The following is a 14,499-nucleotide window of genomic DNA, read 5'->3' on the forward strand; positions in this document are numbered from 1 at the left end:
GGGGTCTGCATGATGGAGGCTGCGAGATATGTGATGTGGGCAGCGTTAGCGGGGCAATATGTGCTGGGCGTCATCTGTATTGGAGCACTGCTGCGGGCGATGCTGCTGCGCCCGCCCCGCTGGCTGCATCTGGGAACCGGCTCAACTGCATCCCGGCACCAGGTGCCGGCGGGATTGCTGAACGCGCTCGGTCTGAGCCGCATGGGAGCCGCATTTAAGGAGCGGGAGGCACTGCTGGCAGGCATCGGATACCAGTGGGACCCCGCCCTGTATGTGCTGGTGCGCCAATTGCTGCTGGTGCTGCTGCCTGCCGCTGCGATCCTGGGCTACCGGCATGGGCTGGCGCCTGCGGTTTACTCCGGGGCTGCCGCTGCCTCCGCTCTGCTGCTGGTGGATAAGCCGATGCTGGAGAGCATGAAGAAATGGCGAGCAGAGCGGATGACCAAGGAAATCTATACGATCAGCAATCAGTTGCTCTATCTGGCTGGCTCGTCTCTGAATATTCATACCAAGCTGATGCGCTGCCTTCCTTATGCCAGAGTGCTGCGGGGCGAGCTGCAACGGCTGCTTGGTGAATGGTATCATGACGCCGAAGGAGCGATGAACCGCTTCAAGCAGCGTATCGGAACCGAGGAGGGGCTTAGCTTCACAGAGACAATCCACTCTTTGCGGCTGCACGAGAGCGAGGAATATTACCGCCTCCTGCGAGAGAGGATTCACGATTACAAGGAGAAGCTGGATCTGGCCAAGGAGAGCCGCAAGGAGAGTGCTTCGTACCTGCTGTTCGTGCTGGCAGGCGTGCCGATTTTGTACATGTTTCAAATTTTTATTTTCCCGTGGGTGCAGGAGGCGCAAAAGCTGTTTCAGACGCTGAATTCGTAGGTTGGCTTCTATAGCTGGTGCGCAAGAGAGGTCTGCTTCCCGATGGCAAAGAATGCGATGAGAGGAGGTGAGGGCGGTGAGAAACATTTTGATGACGGTAATGATGCTGGTCGTTGTCGTGTTGCTGTTCAACGGCATTATTACTCAGAGCAGCACAGGCACACAGGCACAAATTCAGAGCCAGGGCAATGCTGCCAATGCCAAGATCAGTGCAATGACGCCATAGCAATGCGTAGCTATGCTGGCGGGCTGGTCGCTTGCCGGAGATGGTATACCGGCAGGCACTCAGGCTGCCAACGGAAGAAAGGAGAAGAGAAGCGCGATGCGTTCCCTGCTGATCAGCACGCTGCTGCTGGTCGCTGCCCTTGCCCTCTATACCGGTCTGTACGGAAGCGGACAAGACGGGAAGGATGTCATCCGGGATAGCGGGGCAGCGATGAGCAAAAGAATCAAGGAGACAGACCCATGAAATCATTGCTAGCATTTGTGTTGATGTCGGCTATGATGTGCTGGTTCATGTTCGCTCCGATCTATAAGCATGTGTTCATTGTCCGACAGGCGGTACTGCAAAAGGAAGTGGACTATCTGCTGGAGGTTGGAGCGAGCGGTGAACGTGGCTATATAAGCGAGGCGATGGTGGAGCAGTCGCGGGCGAGACTGGCCGAGCTCGGCATGAAGCCGGAGCTGCTCGTCTACGAGCTGGCTTCCACCAGCGGCCAGCCCGCCGACAATCCAGAGGCTCCTCTGCAGCGTGGCACGGGGCTGATGCTGACGATCCGCTACCCTTATGAGCGGCTGCTGGAGATCGACCGTCTGATCGGCCTGGAGCCGCCGTCTCCCGACTCTCTGATGGGCGCAAGAGGGCTCAAGATGAGTGAATATATGCGGTAGTGGACGGATGATACAGCAGGCCGCAGGCCGTCAGAGTGAGCCTGCAAGGATAGAACGAAGGGAGGGGCAGGATGTACAAGCTGCTGCTCATACCGCTCATGATGGTGGTATGGATGCTGCTTCATGTGCTTCAACTGGATGAGGAGATGGCGATCCAGACCTTATTCCATAGCAAGCATGCGGTGAACCGGGCTGCTCATGCCGCTGCTCAGCAGTTGGACTCACAGGAGCTGGCAGGCGGGCGGATTGTGATTGATCGGCGGGAGGCAACAGAAGCGGCTACAGATTATATGCGCTATAATCTGGGGCTGAATGAAGCAGGGGAGCCGCTGCCCGGTTCGCTGCTGAGCGCCGAGCCGGAGATTGTGGTGTTCGATATTATTGATGGAGACACCAGCTTTCCCTATCGCTATCGTTCGGAGGCGCATCAGTTCGAGGTGACGCTTCAAGGGCCAGGCGTAGTCATTATCGCATTGTTCCGTTATCCGCGTGCGTTCACGGTGTTGGAGCCGATTGAATGGAAGGTTAAGGGGGTGGCTGAATTGTTGCCAGGTTGACGGGGTGTCACAAACTTGCTCTAATGAAGGGAGGGAAATTAGAGAGGAAAGGGTGCGAAGCGATGGCAGACGAGCAACGGAGCCTGGATACAAGTCGAGTTGAGAGAGAGGGCGAAGAGGTAGAGGGGAGCCGTGAGCCCGCGCCATTGACAGGCCTCACAGAGCCGGAGAGCCGGATTCGACGGCTGCAGCAGTCGTTATGTGCAGCACAGTTGGACGCCTATCTCGTCACGCAAAATGTAGACCTGTATTATCTGACCGGTTCGATGCAGGCCGGCTATCTGCTGGTACCGGCGGCAGGAGAGCCGACCTATTATGTGCGCAGAAGTGTCGCCAGGGCCGTTGCGGAATCGGCTGTGCGAACCACTTCGCTAGGCTCCTTCCGCAGCTTTGCGGCCACGCTTGCAGCCGATTATCCGCAGCTTCTAGGCGGGGGGCAGCAGCTTCGGATTGCGACGGAGCTGGATGTACTGCCAGCTCAGCTCTATCTGAAGCTGAACGAAGTGCTGAATGCGGGCGCGGCTCATATAAAGCTGACGGACGGCTCGCCACTCATGCGCAGCCTGCGGATGATCAAGTCGGATGTGGAGGTCGAGCGGATCGCCGCCGCCGCAGCGGTAGTGGATGAGGCGCTCGCCGCCGCGCTGCCTGCTATGCGCGCAGGCATGCAGGAGCTGGAATGGATGGCGCTGCTGGAGCTGGAGCTGCGCCGCAGAGGGCATATCGGCCTCATGCGGATGCGCGGCTATAATCAGGAGATTATGACGGGCATGGTCGGATCGGGCGAGGCTGCCGCCGAGCCGTCCTATTTTGACGGGCCGGCAGGAGGCCGCGGGCTGGGGCCTGCGGCTCCTCAGAGCGTCAGCCGCAAGCTGCTGGCAGAGGATGAGCCGATACTGATCGATATTGGCTGCTGCATCGACGGTTATGTGATCGACCAGACCCGGACAGCGGTTATCGGCTCACTGCCGGAGGAGCTGCTCCAGGCCTATGAGACGGCAGTCTCGATCATCAGGAGGACGGAGCAGATGCTGCGGCCTGGCGTATCCTGTGAAGCGGTCTATGAGCAGGCTCTGCGGCTTGCCGATGAGGCGGGGCTGGGCGCGCATTTTATGGGCTGCGGCGCGGATCAGGTTCGCTTCCTCGGCCATGGCATCGGGCTGGAGATCGACGAATGGCCGGTGCTCGCCGCAGGGTTCGCCACGCCGCTCGCTGCGGGAATGGTGCTGGCGGTGGAGCCTAAGTTCACATTTCCGGGCAAGGGGGTCGTCGGCATCGAGAATACGTATCTCATTACAGATGATGGCCCGGTAGCGCTGACGCGCACCTCGGAAGAACTGATTATATTGCCACGCAGCAGACATGAGTAGTCAGCAGTCATCCACTTAGGAATCGTGAACGCATTGAACCGTATGATCGTGAACCGTATGATCGCATGAACGGAGCAGATTTATCATCGTCACCGATTGGACACCGCTATCTTTTTTTAGTAGGATAGATACATAATCTATCATCTTTAGCTATATTCACTGCTGATTGTTGATGTGCAGCTACAGGATGCGGTAGGCAAAGTGGTAGGGAGCTGCTAGGATAGGGGGCGGATGGCGATGTGGAAGCTGGGCCAGAGGGTCATCGTTATCGGAGACAAATTCGAACAGAACCTCCCTGTAGGGGAGTATGGCTATATAATTGCGTATGACCGCAATGCAGATAATGCATTTGACTATGTGGTGCGCATTCCGCAAGTGAACAAGAACTTTTTTGTGCCGAGCGTTGATCTGGAGCTGGAAGAAGTGATTATTCAAAATGAGGTTGCCCGCGTGGAGCGCGAAGCGCTGATTGATTTTGCGCTGGCTACTCATAATGAGGCGCTATTCAAGCGGATCATGAATGGGGATGAGGGTGAGGCAGACGAGCCGGAGACGGCGGCGCAGGCCAAGCCGGAGGATTTTGTGAAGCAGATTAATTTGAAGGCGTGGATCTGAGAAGTGATGGCTCTGCAACAGACATGGGCGCGGGCGGATGAGTCTGGACGCGCTGCAGGTGAATGCGGCAGGGCTGCTGGAAGTCATAATGATAGCTTCTTTTCTACATCCGGGAGGGTGGAGAAGGGAGGCTATCTTTTTTGCCGGGCAAACGGCTAGTTTTTCACCATACTTCTAGGCTATAATGGGAACATTGAGGTTCAGGGTAGGAAAAGGAGGAGTAGCAAATGAGCATAACGATCAAGGATGTAGAGCATGTCGCTGCGCTTGCCCGGCTTGAGCTGTCGGAGGCAGAGAAGGAGCAGTTCACCGGTCAGTTGAACGCCATCTTGAAATACGCGGAGAAGCTAGGCGAGCTTGATACGGACAATGTTCCGCCAACCAGCCATGTGCAGCCGATCACCAATGTCATGCGCGAGGATGTATCCCGTCCGTCTGTCGGGGTGGAGAAGGCGATGCGCAACGCCCCTGATGAGGATGAGGGTCAATTCCGCGTGCCTGCCGTTTTGGAATAGCTACAAGCGAGATATTGAAGGGAGGAACTACTGTTGGCATCACCGTTTGATTTGCGCCTGCAGGATGTACATAGCAAGCTGATTCGCAAGGAGGTGTCCGTTGCGGAGCTGACTGACGCATCCTACAAAAGAATTGCAGATACCGATTCGACGATCAAGGCGTTCCTGACATTAAATGAAGAGCAAGCTCGCAGCGATGCGGCGGAGCTGGACAAGCTGCTGGCTGCGGACAGCGAGCGGGGGCTGTTGTTCGGACTGCCTGCGGGCATCAAGGACAATATCGTTACCGAAAATCTGCTCACGACCTGTGCTAGCCAATTTCTGAGCAACTATAATCCGATCTATGATGCGACGGTGTCGCGCAAGCTCAAGTCTGCGCAGGCCGTTACGATCGGCAAGCTGAATATGGACGAGTTCGCAATGGGCGGCTCCAATGAGAATTCGAGCTACTACCCGACCCGCAATCCGTGGAATACCGAATATGTTCCAGGTGGCTCCAGCGGCGGCTCGGCAGCGTCGGTAGCGGCAGGACAGGTCTATTTTGCGCTTGGCTCCGATACGGGCGGCTCGATTCGCCAGCCAGCGTCCTACTGCGGCGTTGTCGGCTTGAAGCCAACCTATGGACTGGTGTCGCGCTTCGGACTTGTCGCCTTCGCGTCCTCGCTCGATCAGATCGGCCCGATTACCAAAAATGTTGAGGACTCTGCTTACGTATTGCAGGCGATTGCAGGCTATGATGAGATGGATTCAACCTCTGCGAAGGTAGATATTCCAGACTACACCTCTGCACTGACAGGCGACGTCAAGGGACTTCGCATCGGCGTGCCGAAGGAATATCTGGGTGAAGGCATTGACCCGCAAGTGAAGGAGGCCGTGCTGTCAGCGCTGAAGGTGTATGAATCGCTTGGCGCGACCTGGGAGGAAATCTCGCTGCCGCATACAGAGTATGCGATTGCGACCTATTACCTGCTGGCTTCCTCTGAGGCGTCCTCGAACCTGGCTCGCTTCGATGGCGTGCGCTATGGCGTGCGGGCGGATAACCCGGACAATCTGCTTGACCTGTACCGCAAATCGCGCAGTCAAGGCTTCGGGCCTGAGGTGAAGCGCCGTATTATGCTGGGCACCTACGCGCTCAGCTCCGGCTATTACGATGCGTACTATTTGAAAGCACAGAAGGTGCGCACACTCATCAAGCAGGATTTTGACGAGGCGTTCCAATCCTATGACGTCATTATCGGACCAACGGCCCCTACGCCTGCCTTCAAGCTGGGCGCACAGGTCAATGATCCGTTAACGATGTATCTGAACGATATTTGTACAATTCCGGTCAGCCTGGCCGGTGTACCGGCGATCAGCGTGCCGTGCGGCCTGGCGGATGGCCTGCCAGTCGGCCTGCAAATTATCGGCAAAGCATTCGACGAGACGACGGTGCTGCGCGCAGCGCATGCGTATGAACAAAATACCGAGCATCACACGTTGCGTCCGCAGCTGTAGCCGCCGGAAATCATGAAGCAGGAGGAACCAAGCGATGTCACAATCGACTCAATATGAAACGGTAGTCGGCCTGGAGGTGCACGTAGAGCTGCACACCAACAGCAAAATCTTTTGCGGCTGCAAGGCGGCCTTCGGGGCCGCTCCGAATACCCATACGTGTCCGATCTGTCTCGGCCACCCTGGTGTGCTGCCGGTGCTGAACAAGCAGGCGGTGGAGTATGCGATGAAAGCGGCGATGGCGCTTAACTGCGAGATTGCGACGGAGAGCAAATTCGACCGCAAAAATTATTTTTACCCGGATTCGCCCAAGGCCTATCAAATCTCGCAATATGACAAGCCGATCGGTGAGAATGGCTGGATTGATATCGAGGTGGACGGCAAGACGAAACGGATCGGCATCACCCGCCTCCATCTGGAGGAGGATGCGGGCAAGCTGACGCATGTCGACGGCGGCTATGCATCGCTGGTTGACCTGAACCGTGTTGGCACCCCGCTCGTTGAGATCGTCTCCGAGCCGGACATTCGCACGCCGGAGGAAGCGAAGGCTTATCTGGAGAAGCTCAAGGCGATCATGCTCTATTGCGATGTGTCCGATGTGAAGATGGAGGAAGGCTCGCTGCGCTGTGATGCGAACATCAGCATTCGTCCATATGGACAGGAGAAGTTCGGCACACGCACGGAGCTGAAAAATATGAACTCATTCCGCGGCGTGCAGCGTGGCCTCGAATATGAGCAATGGCGTCAGGCCGAGGTGCTGAACAGCGGCGGCGTGGTCGTACAGGAGACACGGCGCTGGGATGAGGCGCAAGGGAAGACGATCTCGATGCGCAGCAAGGAAGAAGCGCATGACTACCGCTACTTCCCGGACCCGGATCTGGTGCAGCTATACATCGACGACGAATGGAAGGCGAGAGTGCGCGCCTCGATTCCCGAGCTGCCGGATGCGCGTCAAGCACGCTACACGAACGAATTTGGACTGCCGTCCTATGATGCGGGTGTCATTACTGCCTCCAAGCAGTTGGCGGATTTCTTCGAGGAAAGCTTGCGCTATACGGCTGATGCCAAGGCGGTATCGAACTGGATTATGGGCGATCTGCTCGGTTATCTCAATGCGAATAATCTGGAGCTGTCACAGGTGAAGATTACAGGGCAGGGCCTCGGCGAGATGATCGGATTGATGGAGAAGGGGACGATCAGCAGCAAGATCGCCAAGACTGTGTTCAAGGCGATGCTGGAGAGCGGCAAGCTGCCGCAGCAGATTGTTGAGGAGCAGGGACTGGTACAAATCAGCGACGAGGGCGCCATCATGGCCATTGTCGAGAAGGTGGTAGCAGCTAACCCGCAATCTGTCGAGGACTACAAAGCAGGCAAGGATAAGGCGATCGGCTTCCTGGTCGGCCAGGTGATGAAGGAGTCTCGCGGCAAGGCGAATCCGGCGCTGGTGAACAAGCTGCTACAGCAATGCCTGAGCAAGTAAGTCGCCCTGTGTAAGTAAGCAGCACCTCCCCCAGCCTGAGCATGGAGCGATCCTCCCGCTTGGTCGTGAGTTGTGGGTTTATGCCGGGGGCAGCCTGTTCAGCCCTTTATTGGCTTGATATAGGATGATGATACGGATAAGGAAAAGGAAAAGGATAAGGATAAGGTACTCTGACGAGCCGGAAGGCTTGCGCAGGGTGCCTTTTTTATTTATAGGAGCATGTATCAGTGCTGTTCGCTGATATTTAGAGTCACAAGCACAGTTCCGACTGCCTGTTATGCAACAACCTGATAAGGTTATGGTAAAATAAAAGCAATTCAAAGAGAGTGTGATGGAGAGATGAGTGAACAATCATTATCCCGTCGCAGACGGGTGCTTGCGATATTGCTTGCCTTGCTGATCCCCGGAGGCGGCCATATGCTGCTTGGCCGGGCTGCAAGAGGCTTGAATCTGCTGCTGGTCAGTGTTGTCGCGGTAGCAGCCATGATCTATTACGCCAATGAGGCGGGTGGAAGGCATCTGCTGATGCTGGTGCTGCTCGGCCTGACGGTACCCGTGGTCTATTTCTATAGTGTATATGATGCATTGCAGCAGCTTGCAAAATGTACAGAAGAGAAGTCTGCCGGAGCGGTTACGCTGCTTCAGGGAATGGCTCTGTCGCTGGGCGGAGTAGCGCTGCTGATTCTAATGAACCCGCCAGCTATGCTGACGGGATGGCTTGAGGCTGCCGGAATCTATGCGCCCGGCGTGACGTTCATACTGCTGGGCATCTGGCTGGCATGGCGCATGGCAGCAGGGCGTGCGCGGCTTGGGCGGGGAACAGCCTCTGCTTGCCTGCTGGCCGTCGGTCTGTATCTGCTGGCAGCCCCGCCGGCTCTCGGCGGTTCCGCAGCCTTCATCGCCAAGTGGTGGCCGGTAGGCATCGTCCTGCTAGGGATCGAGATTACGCTATTCGCAGTGCGAAGAAGGCAGCAAGAGATGAGGCTATCCATGGATTGGATCGGTATGGCCGCCGTCGTGGTGCTCCTGGGTACCTCCTATGCAGTCACTGAACTGGCCGATATTCCGTACCGCTGGTTGGATCAGTTCAAGAGTGAATACAACGAGCAGGGCAGCTTTACGGAGGAGAAGGGGCAGCGCTTTGAGGGCAAGACGCTGTATGGTGGCCTTCAGCCAGCGGAGGAGTTGGTTCATCTCATCGAGGTCGTCAATGCGAACGGCAATCTGACGGTTATAAGCACAGACGAGCCGGATGTGCGCGTGGAATCGGAGGTCTGGGTTGACCTGAACGACCGTGAGGCTGCACGGCAGGCTGCCGATGCAGCAGGCGTCAGCTTGAACAGGGAGGGCGGTCGATTGCTCATTAAGGGGGCAGGCGAGCTATATGGAGAGAAGCAGTTGAAGCCGCGGATCAACATGACGGTATATCTGCCGTCCTCTCTCTATGCTGTAGAGGAAGCTCCTCCTGCCGAGCCGCAGGGGGAACCTGAGTCCTTGAGAGAGGAGCAGCCCCAGTTGGAGTTGGAGAAGGCATCAGCGTCCACTGATGATGCAGTGTCTGCTGCAACCAGTACTGGAGATGGCAATGCTGCTGAATCCGGCCTATTAGCCGATCAGGAGGGGGGAGGCCTCGCGGTTAGTGAGGAAGCGGGGAGCGGCTCGATAGAGCAGGGACAGGAACAGGCACAGGAGCAGGAGCAGGAGCGTCATCAGGCTAAGACGGAGCCGGAACAGCAGCTAGCGATGAAGGTGAAAATACAGAATGGAACCGTCTCAATCGATGGGTCGCTGTTATACGGTGGTCTGGAGGTGGACGCCACATACAGTCGCTTATACCTGCAACAGATCGCAGGGCCGCTGTCAGCGACAGTCAAGAGCGGCAGCATCGAGGGGCAGGGGCTGCGCAGTGCTTCGAAGCTTCTTATTGATAATGGCAATATCATCGTTGCAGGTGCGATGGATGATCTGAGCCTATCCACAGTGAACGGATCGATTCAGGTGCAGCATGCCGCAGGCAGTGTTGAAGCTGAGACGAAGAATGGGCAGATCGAGATTCATGAGGCCGCTGGCATCGTCAAGGCGGATACACTGAATGGGAGCATTGAGGCTGCCAGCTCTGTAGTAGGGGGGCCGTGGGATTTGGACAGCTCCATAGGTGAGATTCGGCTAGGTCTGCCGGAGCAGGGGGATTATGCGGTGTTTGGAGCGGTCACCTTCGGCGAAATCTATACAGAGCTTCCACTAGAGGTGAGCGGTAAGAAAGTGAGCGGAGCGCTTGGAGAAGGGCGCTACAATATTCGAGTCAATGCCAATAGCAGTATTTACCTGAAGAAATATATTGCGGACACGACCCCGCCTTTCATTGACAAACAGTAAACATAACACTTAAAATGGTGCTAATAATAATAATTCTAAAATAAGATAAGTTGAATGGAAATTGCCGTCCTAGCAGTCCTATTGCAGCGAGGCGGGGTCCGATCAGCTTATAGAAAGGCGTGAGGGCTATGGGTGCTAGTGTCCAGCAAGCATTGGAACAATTGAAGATGACTGGCGTCCGGATGACCCCGCAGCGGCACGCTATCTTGACGTATTTGATGGATGCGCTGACTCATCCGACGGCAGATGAGATTTACAAGGCGCTATCGCCAAAATTTCCCAGCATGAGTGTTGCAACAATTTACAACAATCTTCGTCTGTTTGTAGAGGCGGGACTTGTTCGCGAACTCACATACGGCGATGATTCCAGCCGCTTTGACGCGGATCTGTCCGACCATTATCATGCGATATGCAAGCAATGCGGGACGATTGTTGATTTTGACTATCCGCCGCTGCTTGAGGTCGAGCGTGCTGCATCGAAAGAGACGGGATTTGTTGTAGAGGGTCATCGGATGGAGATTTACGGTTTGTGCAAGGAATGCACCAAAACCATGGTTCAGTAACCGTATCTTACAAAAGACGCGCACATAAGGGAAGCCTCGAAGGCCGACTTTAGTGCGCGTTTTTTTAGGGCGTGTCTGAAGACTCTGAACGGAACAGATCTGGCCGAATTTTCGTTCCAGGCAAGGCGTTTTTTCGCAGGCGTACCGGGGGGACGTCAAGAAAAAGCAACGCAGCATGGGGCGAAAAGGCGGGGAGAGATGCCCTTGAACGGGTTTTCAGACACGACCTAGTGTAGCCAGCTAGTCAAGGACGATAAAGCCGCATACGCTTAGATGCTACTGGCGCCTATTCTTTGTCTTTGTCTGCTAAGAGATATGGCAGGAGTGAACGTGATGAAGTGCTATCTCGTCTAAGTCTTATAGGTAACGATTGATGTTGAATGTTGGCTTGACACGGGTCTGAGAGCAGGCGCTGCTAGAGCGGCAACTGGTTTACGCAAGCAGAGGGAGAGTGAACGCTGTTGGAGACGATGCGGGTGCAGACACCGCGGAAGAAGCAAAAGCGCGGGTTTGGAGGTTTTTTATTTCTATGCTTTATAGGTGTGGTTGCGGGCGGTGGCTATTGGGGATGGCAGCATTACGTTCCTAGCTTTGAACGGCTCACGCCAGTGTTCGACACGGCCAATCCGTTGTTCTACCAAGGAGAGCCTACAGGCTACGGAGCATTGGTAGCTCAAGGCGGGAAGAGCGTTAAGCTGCCGTTGAAGCTAGTGCAGGAGCTGTTAGGGCCAGACGCGCCGGTCCGCTACGAGGAAGAGAGCGAATCCATTATATTGACAACGTCTAATAGTGTTATGCATTTCAAGACGGATGCGCTGACGGCGACGATGAATCAGCAGAAGGTTGATCTTAGCTTTGCTGCCGAGAAACAGGAGGATACGGTTTATTTGCCGTTTGAGCCGCTACAGGAGCTATATGGCCTGCAATTTGACTATGCGCCTTCGTCCTCGATCGTAACGATCCACGCCGCGGCGGAGCTGATCCAGACGGGAAGTGTTGCAAAGCAGGAGACAGAGCTGAGAAGCCAGCCTACGATCAAGGCTCCCATCGTAGAATCGCTGCAGAGTGGAGCGAAGCTGCGTCTATGGGGCGAGGAGGAAGGATGGTACAAGGTTCAGGCCTCCTCCGGGTATATCGGCTATGTCGCCAAGAGCGCTGTCGTACTGGGTGCGATCGAGACGACCGCCTCTGTGGAGGAGCCGGAGCCTTTTGTAGCCTGGAAGCTGTACGGCCAGCGCATCAACCTGACATGGGAGGCCGTCTACTCGCGCAACCCGGATTTGGTGAAGCTTGGAGAGCTGGAGGGTGTTAATGTCGTCAGTCCGACATGGTTTGCCCTGAAGGATGCCAAGGGACAATTGAGCAGCAAGGCAGACAAGTCCTATGTGAATTGGGCACATGGCAAAGGAATGCAAGTGTGGGCATTGTTCAGCAACAGCTTTGATCCCGATATGACAACCACGGCGCTGGCCAGCTATGAGAGCAGGCAAAACATGATTCGGCAATTGATCGCCTATGCTCAAATCTACAAGCTGCAGGGTATTAATATAGATTTTGAGAATGTCTACACCAAGGACAAGGAGAATCTGGTGCAGTTCGTGCGGGAGATGACACCGCTGCTGCATGAGCAAGGGCTGGTTGTGTCGATGGATGTGACGCCCAAATCAAACAGCGAGATGTGGTCGGCCTTTATCGATCGAGCCGCATTGGGTAAAGTCGTCGATTTCATGATGGTGATGGCCTACGATGAGCATTGGGCTTCGAGTCCAGTAGCCGGCTCGGTCGCTTCCCTTCCATGGGTGGAGCAATCTGTGAAGCGTATTTTGGAGGAGGACGGTGTACCGTCCCGAAAGCTGATATTGGGCATCCCGCTCTATACGCGGGTATGGACGGAGCAGGCGGGAGAGGACGGGAAAACAAAGGTATCTTCCAAGGCGATCGGGATGGAGGCGGTGGACAAGCTGATCGAGGAGAAGCAGCTTCAGCCTGAATTCAACGCCTCAACCGGACAGCATTATATAGAGTATCAAGAGGACGGCGCCCGCAAGCGCATCTGGATGGAGGATGAGGTATCTATCAAGGCGCGGGCAGAGCTGGCCAAGAAGTACGACCTGGGCGGCGTCGCCTCGTGGGCGCGTGTCTTCCAGAAGCCTGCCATTTGGCCGGTGCTGGATGAGGCGCTGCAGAGCAGGCCATAAAAAAGAAAGGCTCCCTGCATCAGCGGCAGGGAGCCTTTCTGTAAGGGAGCATTTCCCCCGTCGGGGCGGGGAATTCAGCAGTGTATCCTCCTAGCAGAGGCGGGTTCGTTAACTTGCGGGTTCACTAGGAGGGGTGTGGGTCGCTTGATTCGGATCGAGCGTCAGCTTGGTTTTGCAAAACATACAGCGGTCCGTCTTGCCTAGCATTTTCGTAGGACGGTCGCACTCGGGACATTGGAGCATGACAGCGCTAGTGGAGAGCATCCCCGCCCAGAAGTAGATGGCCATGCTGCCCATCATGAACACCATGCCGATAACCATAAAGATGCCTGCGAAGATTTTCCCTGCCTGACCCCACATGACGATTCCTGCCGTCCCGCAGATCATAAGCCCCATCCCAATCAAGGTGAGGAGAAGTCCCCAGAGGCGGAACTCATTAATCTTGCTTGATTTGAAAAACATAGATTTCATCCTTTCTATACTTTCAAGCCTCATCGTTAACCTACGGCCGCGATCAGCGCGGCGGGTGTTCCGAATAATTCTATACCGCTAAGCAGGAAAGCGGAACAAAGGTGTCGAACATGAACACACCATAGAATTTCATTATAGCTGAAACAGGCAGGCAACGCTATATAATGGGAGCTGCGATTTGGAAGACAGCAGTATAATATCGAGGAGATTGCTTGCAGATATAGTATAAGGGTCTCGGCGTCCGCTGTGACCCGGTACGGGGTGAAATGGTGTTGGATTTCGATGAGGTATGGAAACAGGTGCATCCACGATGTGATTCGTCCGAGGAGGAGCGTGAACATAGACTGCTGTTTGAATTTGCAGGGTTTGCGCACGCCTATGTGCAAGCTCGCGAGGAAATGCAGTCCGGGAGCCTGCTTGACGCCCATAGCAGCACACTGGCTGCTCTTCATCATTGGGCGCATATTGAACTGGCGGAGATAACAATCAAGCCTAAAGCGAGTGTGTGGCGGCAGATCCGGCGTTATCATCCCGGTATTCATAAGCTCTATGAGGAGTTGACGGGAAGTACGGAATCGTTGGAGCAGCGGCTTAAGCTAGTGCTATTAGGCTGCGAGTTTGCCATGATGGATAAGTTAAAAACCTGCACGGCTTTAATATTCCGTGTACTGAACAGCAGGGAGGAGCCGTGGAGCTATGACGAACTGCGCGCACATCCGTCGCTGTCTTGGATTGAGGATGATCTGGATATGCTGCTGAACAAGCTGCTGTCCAAAGGTTACATTCGCGAGGTAGCGGTTATCGGATCAGACGGTTCCTTCAATGATCTGGAGCTGCGCTTGTCGGCAGTCGTCTGATGATAGCTTGAATGTCTACAGGCCGGCCGGTGCCAGGTATAGCGTGCGGCGATGAGTAGCTGCACAAGCGCTGCTTGGTACGGGGAGCGTCATCTTAGAAAAAATCATGTCGACTGTTGACTTACCTTATCGATATGTGGTAAATTAATATTCGCCGCTTGAGAGACTTCAATGCTGAGCAAGAAGAAATAAAAAAGATTTTAAAAAAAAGCTTGCATTAAGATAGGCGGTTG

Annotated in this window: 15 protein-coding genes; 14 read left to right on the plus strand and 1 reads right to left on the minus strand. The window is 55.2% G+C overall.

The features are described from left to right. Nucleotides 1-12: 12 nt before the first annotated feature. The 13 genes from ACY1JZ_RS13935 (at nucleotide 13) to ACY1JZ_RS13995 (ending at nucleotide 12,938) form a co-directional block, all read left to right on the plus strand. Nucleotides 13-882 carry a hypothetical protein gene (locus ACY1JZ_RS13935; RefSeq protein WP_270165641.1) on the plus strand — a complete coding sequence of 290 codons (870 nt, stop codon included), beginning with the start codon at nucleotides 13-15 and terminating at the stop codon, nucleotides 880-882. Nucleotides 883-958: 76 nt separating this feature from the next. After that, on the plus strand, nucleotides 959-1,108 hold the full coding sequence (locus tag ACY1JZ_RS13940; RefSeq protein WP_270165640.1) for a hypothetical protein: 150 nt from the start codon (nucleotides 959-961) through the stop codon (nucleotides 1,106-1,108). A gap of 12 nt (nucleotides 1,109-1,120) precedes the next feature. Further along, nucleotides 1,121-1,351, plus strand: a complete 231-nt coding sequence (locus tag ACY1JZ_RS13945; RefSeq protein WP_270165639.1) for a hypothetical protein — start codon at nucleotides 1,121-1,123, stop codon at nucleotides 1,349-1,351. Beyond that, entirely contained in the window at nucleotides 1,348-1,773 is a 426-nt protein-coding gene (locus tag ACY1JZ_RS13950; RefSeq protein WP_270165638.1) for a hypothetical protein, read from the plus strand. Before ACY1JZ_RS13945 ends, ACY1JZ_RS13950 begins: the two co-directional genes overlap by 4 nt. A gap of 71 nt (nucleotides 1,774-1,844) precedes the next feature. After that, nucleotides 1,845-2,330, plus strand: coding sequence for a hypothetical protein (locus ACY1JZ_RS13955; protein WP_270165636.1), 486 nt, complete (start codon nucleotides 1,845-1,847; stop codon nucleotides 2,328-2,330). A 62-nt stretch (nucleotides 2,331-2,392) separates the two neighbouring features. Then, nucleotides 2,393-3,700 (plus strand): M24 family metallopeptidase, encoded by a 1,308-nt coding sequence (locus ACY1JZ_RS13960; protein WP_462629676.1) that lies wholly within the window; start codon nucleotides 2,393-2,395, stop codon nucleotides 3,698-3,700. A 237-nt stretch (nucleotides 3,701-3,937) separates the two neighbouring features. Beyond that, nucleotides 3,938-4,315 carry an ATPase gene (locus ACY1JZ_RS13965; RefSeq protein WP_270165632.1) on the plus strand — a complete coding sequence of 126 codons (378 nt, stop codon included), beginning with the start codon at nucleotides 3,938-3,940 and terminating at the stop codon, nucleotides 4,313-4,315. A gap of 227 nt (nucleotides 4,316-4,542) precedes the next feature. Further along, complete coding sequence (gatC, locus tag ACY1JZ_RS13970) at nucleotides 4,543-4,830, plus strand: Asp-tRNA(Asn)/Glu-tRNA(Gln) amidotransferase subunit GatC (RefSeq protein ID WP_270165630.1); 288 nt, start codon at nucleotides 4,543-4,545, stop codon at nucleotides 4,828-4,830. A gap of 33 nt (nucleotides 4,831-4,863) precedes the next feature. Then, the gene (gene gatA, locus ACY1JZ_RS13975) at nucleotides 4,864-6,324 is read left to right on the plus strand and encodes an Asp-tRNA(Asn)/Glu-tRNA(Gln) amidotransferase subunit GatA (protein WP_270165627.1); all 1,461 of its coding nucleotides are present in this window, start codon (nucleotides 4,864-4,866) and stop codon (nucleotides 6,322-6,324) included. Between the two features lie 34 nt (nucleotides 6,325-6,358). Continuing rightward, nucleotides 6,359-7,801: an Asp-tRNA(Asn)/Glu-tRNA(Gln) amidotransferase subunit GatB gene (gatB, locus tag ACY1JZ_RS13980; protein WP_270165625.1), complete on the plus strand. Its 1,443-nt coding sequence runs from the start codon at nucleotides 6,359-6,361 to the stop codon at nucleotides 7,799-7,801. A gap of 339 nt (nucleotides 7,802-8,140) precedes the next feature. Further along, nucleotides 8,141-10,177, plus strand: coding sequence for a DUF4097 family beta strand repeat-containing protein (locus ACY1JZ_RS13985; protein WP_462629677.1), 2,037 nt, complete (start codon nucleotides 8,141-8,143; stop codon nucleotides 10,175-10,177). A 128-nt stretch (nucleotides 10,178-10,305) separates the two neighbouring features. Continuing rightward, nucleotides 10,306-10,740, plus strand: a complete 435-nt coding sequence (gene perR, locus ACY1JZ_RS13990) for a peroxide-responsive transcriptional repressor PerR (RefSeq protein WP_270165621.1) — start codon at nucleotides 10,306-10,308, stop codon at nucleotides 10,738-10,740. A 470-nt stretch (nucleotides 10,741-11,210) separates the two neighbouring features. Further along, nucleotides 11,211-12,938 carry a glycosyl hydrolase family 18 protein gene (locus tag ACY1JZ_RS13995; protein WP_462629696.1) on the plus strand — a complete coding sequence of 576 codons (1,728 nt, stop codon included), beginning with the start codon at nucleotides 11,211-11,213 and terminating at the stop codon, nucleotides 12,936-12,938. A 108-nt stretch (nucleotides 12,939-13,046) separates the two neighbouring features. Here the strand turns inward: ACY1JZ_RS13995 and ACY1JZ_RS14000 are convergent, their stop codons facing one another. Continuing rightward, a complete protein-coding gene (locus ACY1JZ_RS14000; protein ID WP_270165619.1) occupies nucleotides 13,047-13,400 on the minus strand; it encodes a YgzB family protein in 354 nt (117 codons plus the stop codon). A gap of 281 nt (nucleotides 13,401-13,681) precedes the next feature. On the opposite strand from ACY1JZ_RS14000, the gene ACY1JZ_RS14005 reads away from it, so the two are divergent. After that, entirely contained in the window at nucleotides 13,682-14,266 is a 585-nt protein-coding gene (locus ACY1JZ_RS14005; RefSeq protein WP_462629678.1) for a hypothetical protein, read from the plus strand. The last annotated feature ends 233 nt before the right edge of the window (nucleotides 14,267-14,499 follow it).

The sequence above is a fragment of the Paenibacillus sp. J5 genome, assembly GCF_054955055.1.

Coding starts and splice junctions, on each gene's coding strand:
- ACY1JZ_RS13935 (WP_270165641.1), top strand. CDS start 13: ATGGAGGCTGCGAGATATGTGATGTGGGCAGCGTTAGCGGGGCAATAT.
- ACY1JZ_RS13945 (WP_270165639.1), top strand. CDS start 1,121: ATGCTGGCGGGCTGGTCGCTTGCCGGAGATGGTATACCGGCAGGCACT.
- ACY1JZ_RS13950 (WP_270165638.1), top strand. CDS start 1,348: ATGAAATCATTGCTAGCATTTGTGTTGATGTCGGCTATGATGTGCTGG.
- ACY1JZ_RS13955 (WP_270165636.1), top strand. CDS start 1,845: ATGTACAAGCTGCTGCTCATACCGCTCATGATGGTGGTATGGATGCTG.
- ACY1JZ_RS13960 (WP_462629676.1), top strand. CDS start 2,393: ATGGCAGACGAGCAACGGAGCCTGGATACAAGTCGAGTTGAGAGAGAG.
- ACY1JZ_RS13965 (WP_270165632.1), top strand. CDS start 3,938: ATGTGGAAGCTGGGCCAGAGGGTCATCGTTATCGGAGACAAATTCGAA.
- gatC (WP_270165630.1), top strand. CDS start 4,543: ATGAGCATAACGATCAAGGATGTAGAGCATGTCGCTGCGCTTGCCCGG.
- gatB (WP_270165625.1), top strand. CDS start 6,359: ATGTCACAATCGACTCAATATGAAACGGTAGTCGGCCTGGAGGTGCAC.
- ACY1JZ_RS13985 (WP_462629677.1), top strand. CDS start 8,141: ATGAGTGAACAATCATTATCCCGTCGCAGACGGGTGCTTGCGATATTG.
- perR (WP_270165621.1), top strand. CDS start 10,306: ATGGGTGCTAGTGTCCAGCAAGCATTGGAACAATTGAAGATGACTGGC.
- ACY1JZ_RS13995 (WP_462629696.1), top strand. CDS start 11,211: ATGCGGGTGCAGACACCGCGGAAGAAGCAAAAGCGCGGGTTTGGAGGT.
- ACY1JZ_RS14000 (WP_270165619.1), bottom strand. CDS start 13,400: ATGTTTTTCAAATCAAGCAAGATTAATGAGTTCCGCCTCTGGGGACTT.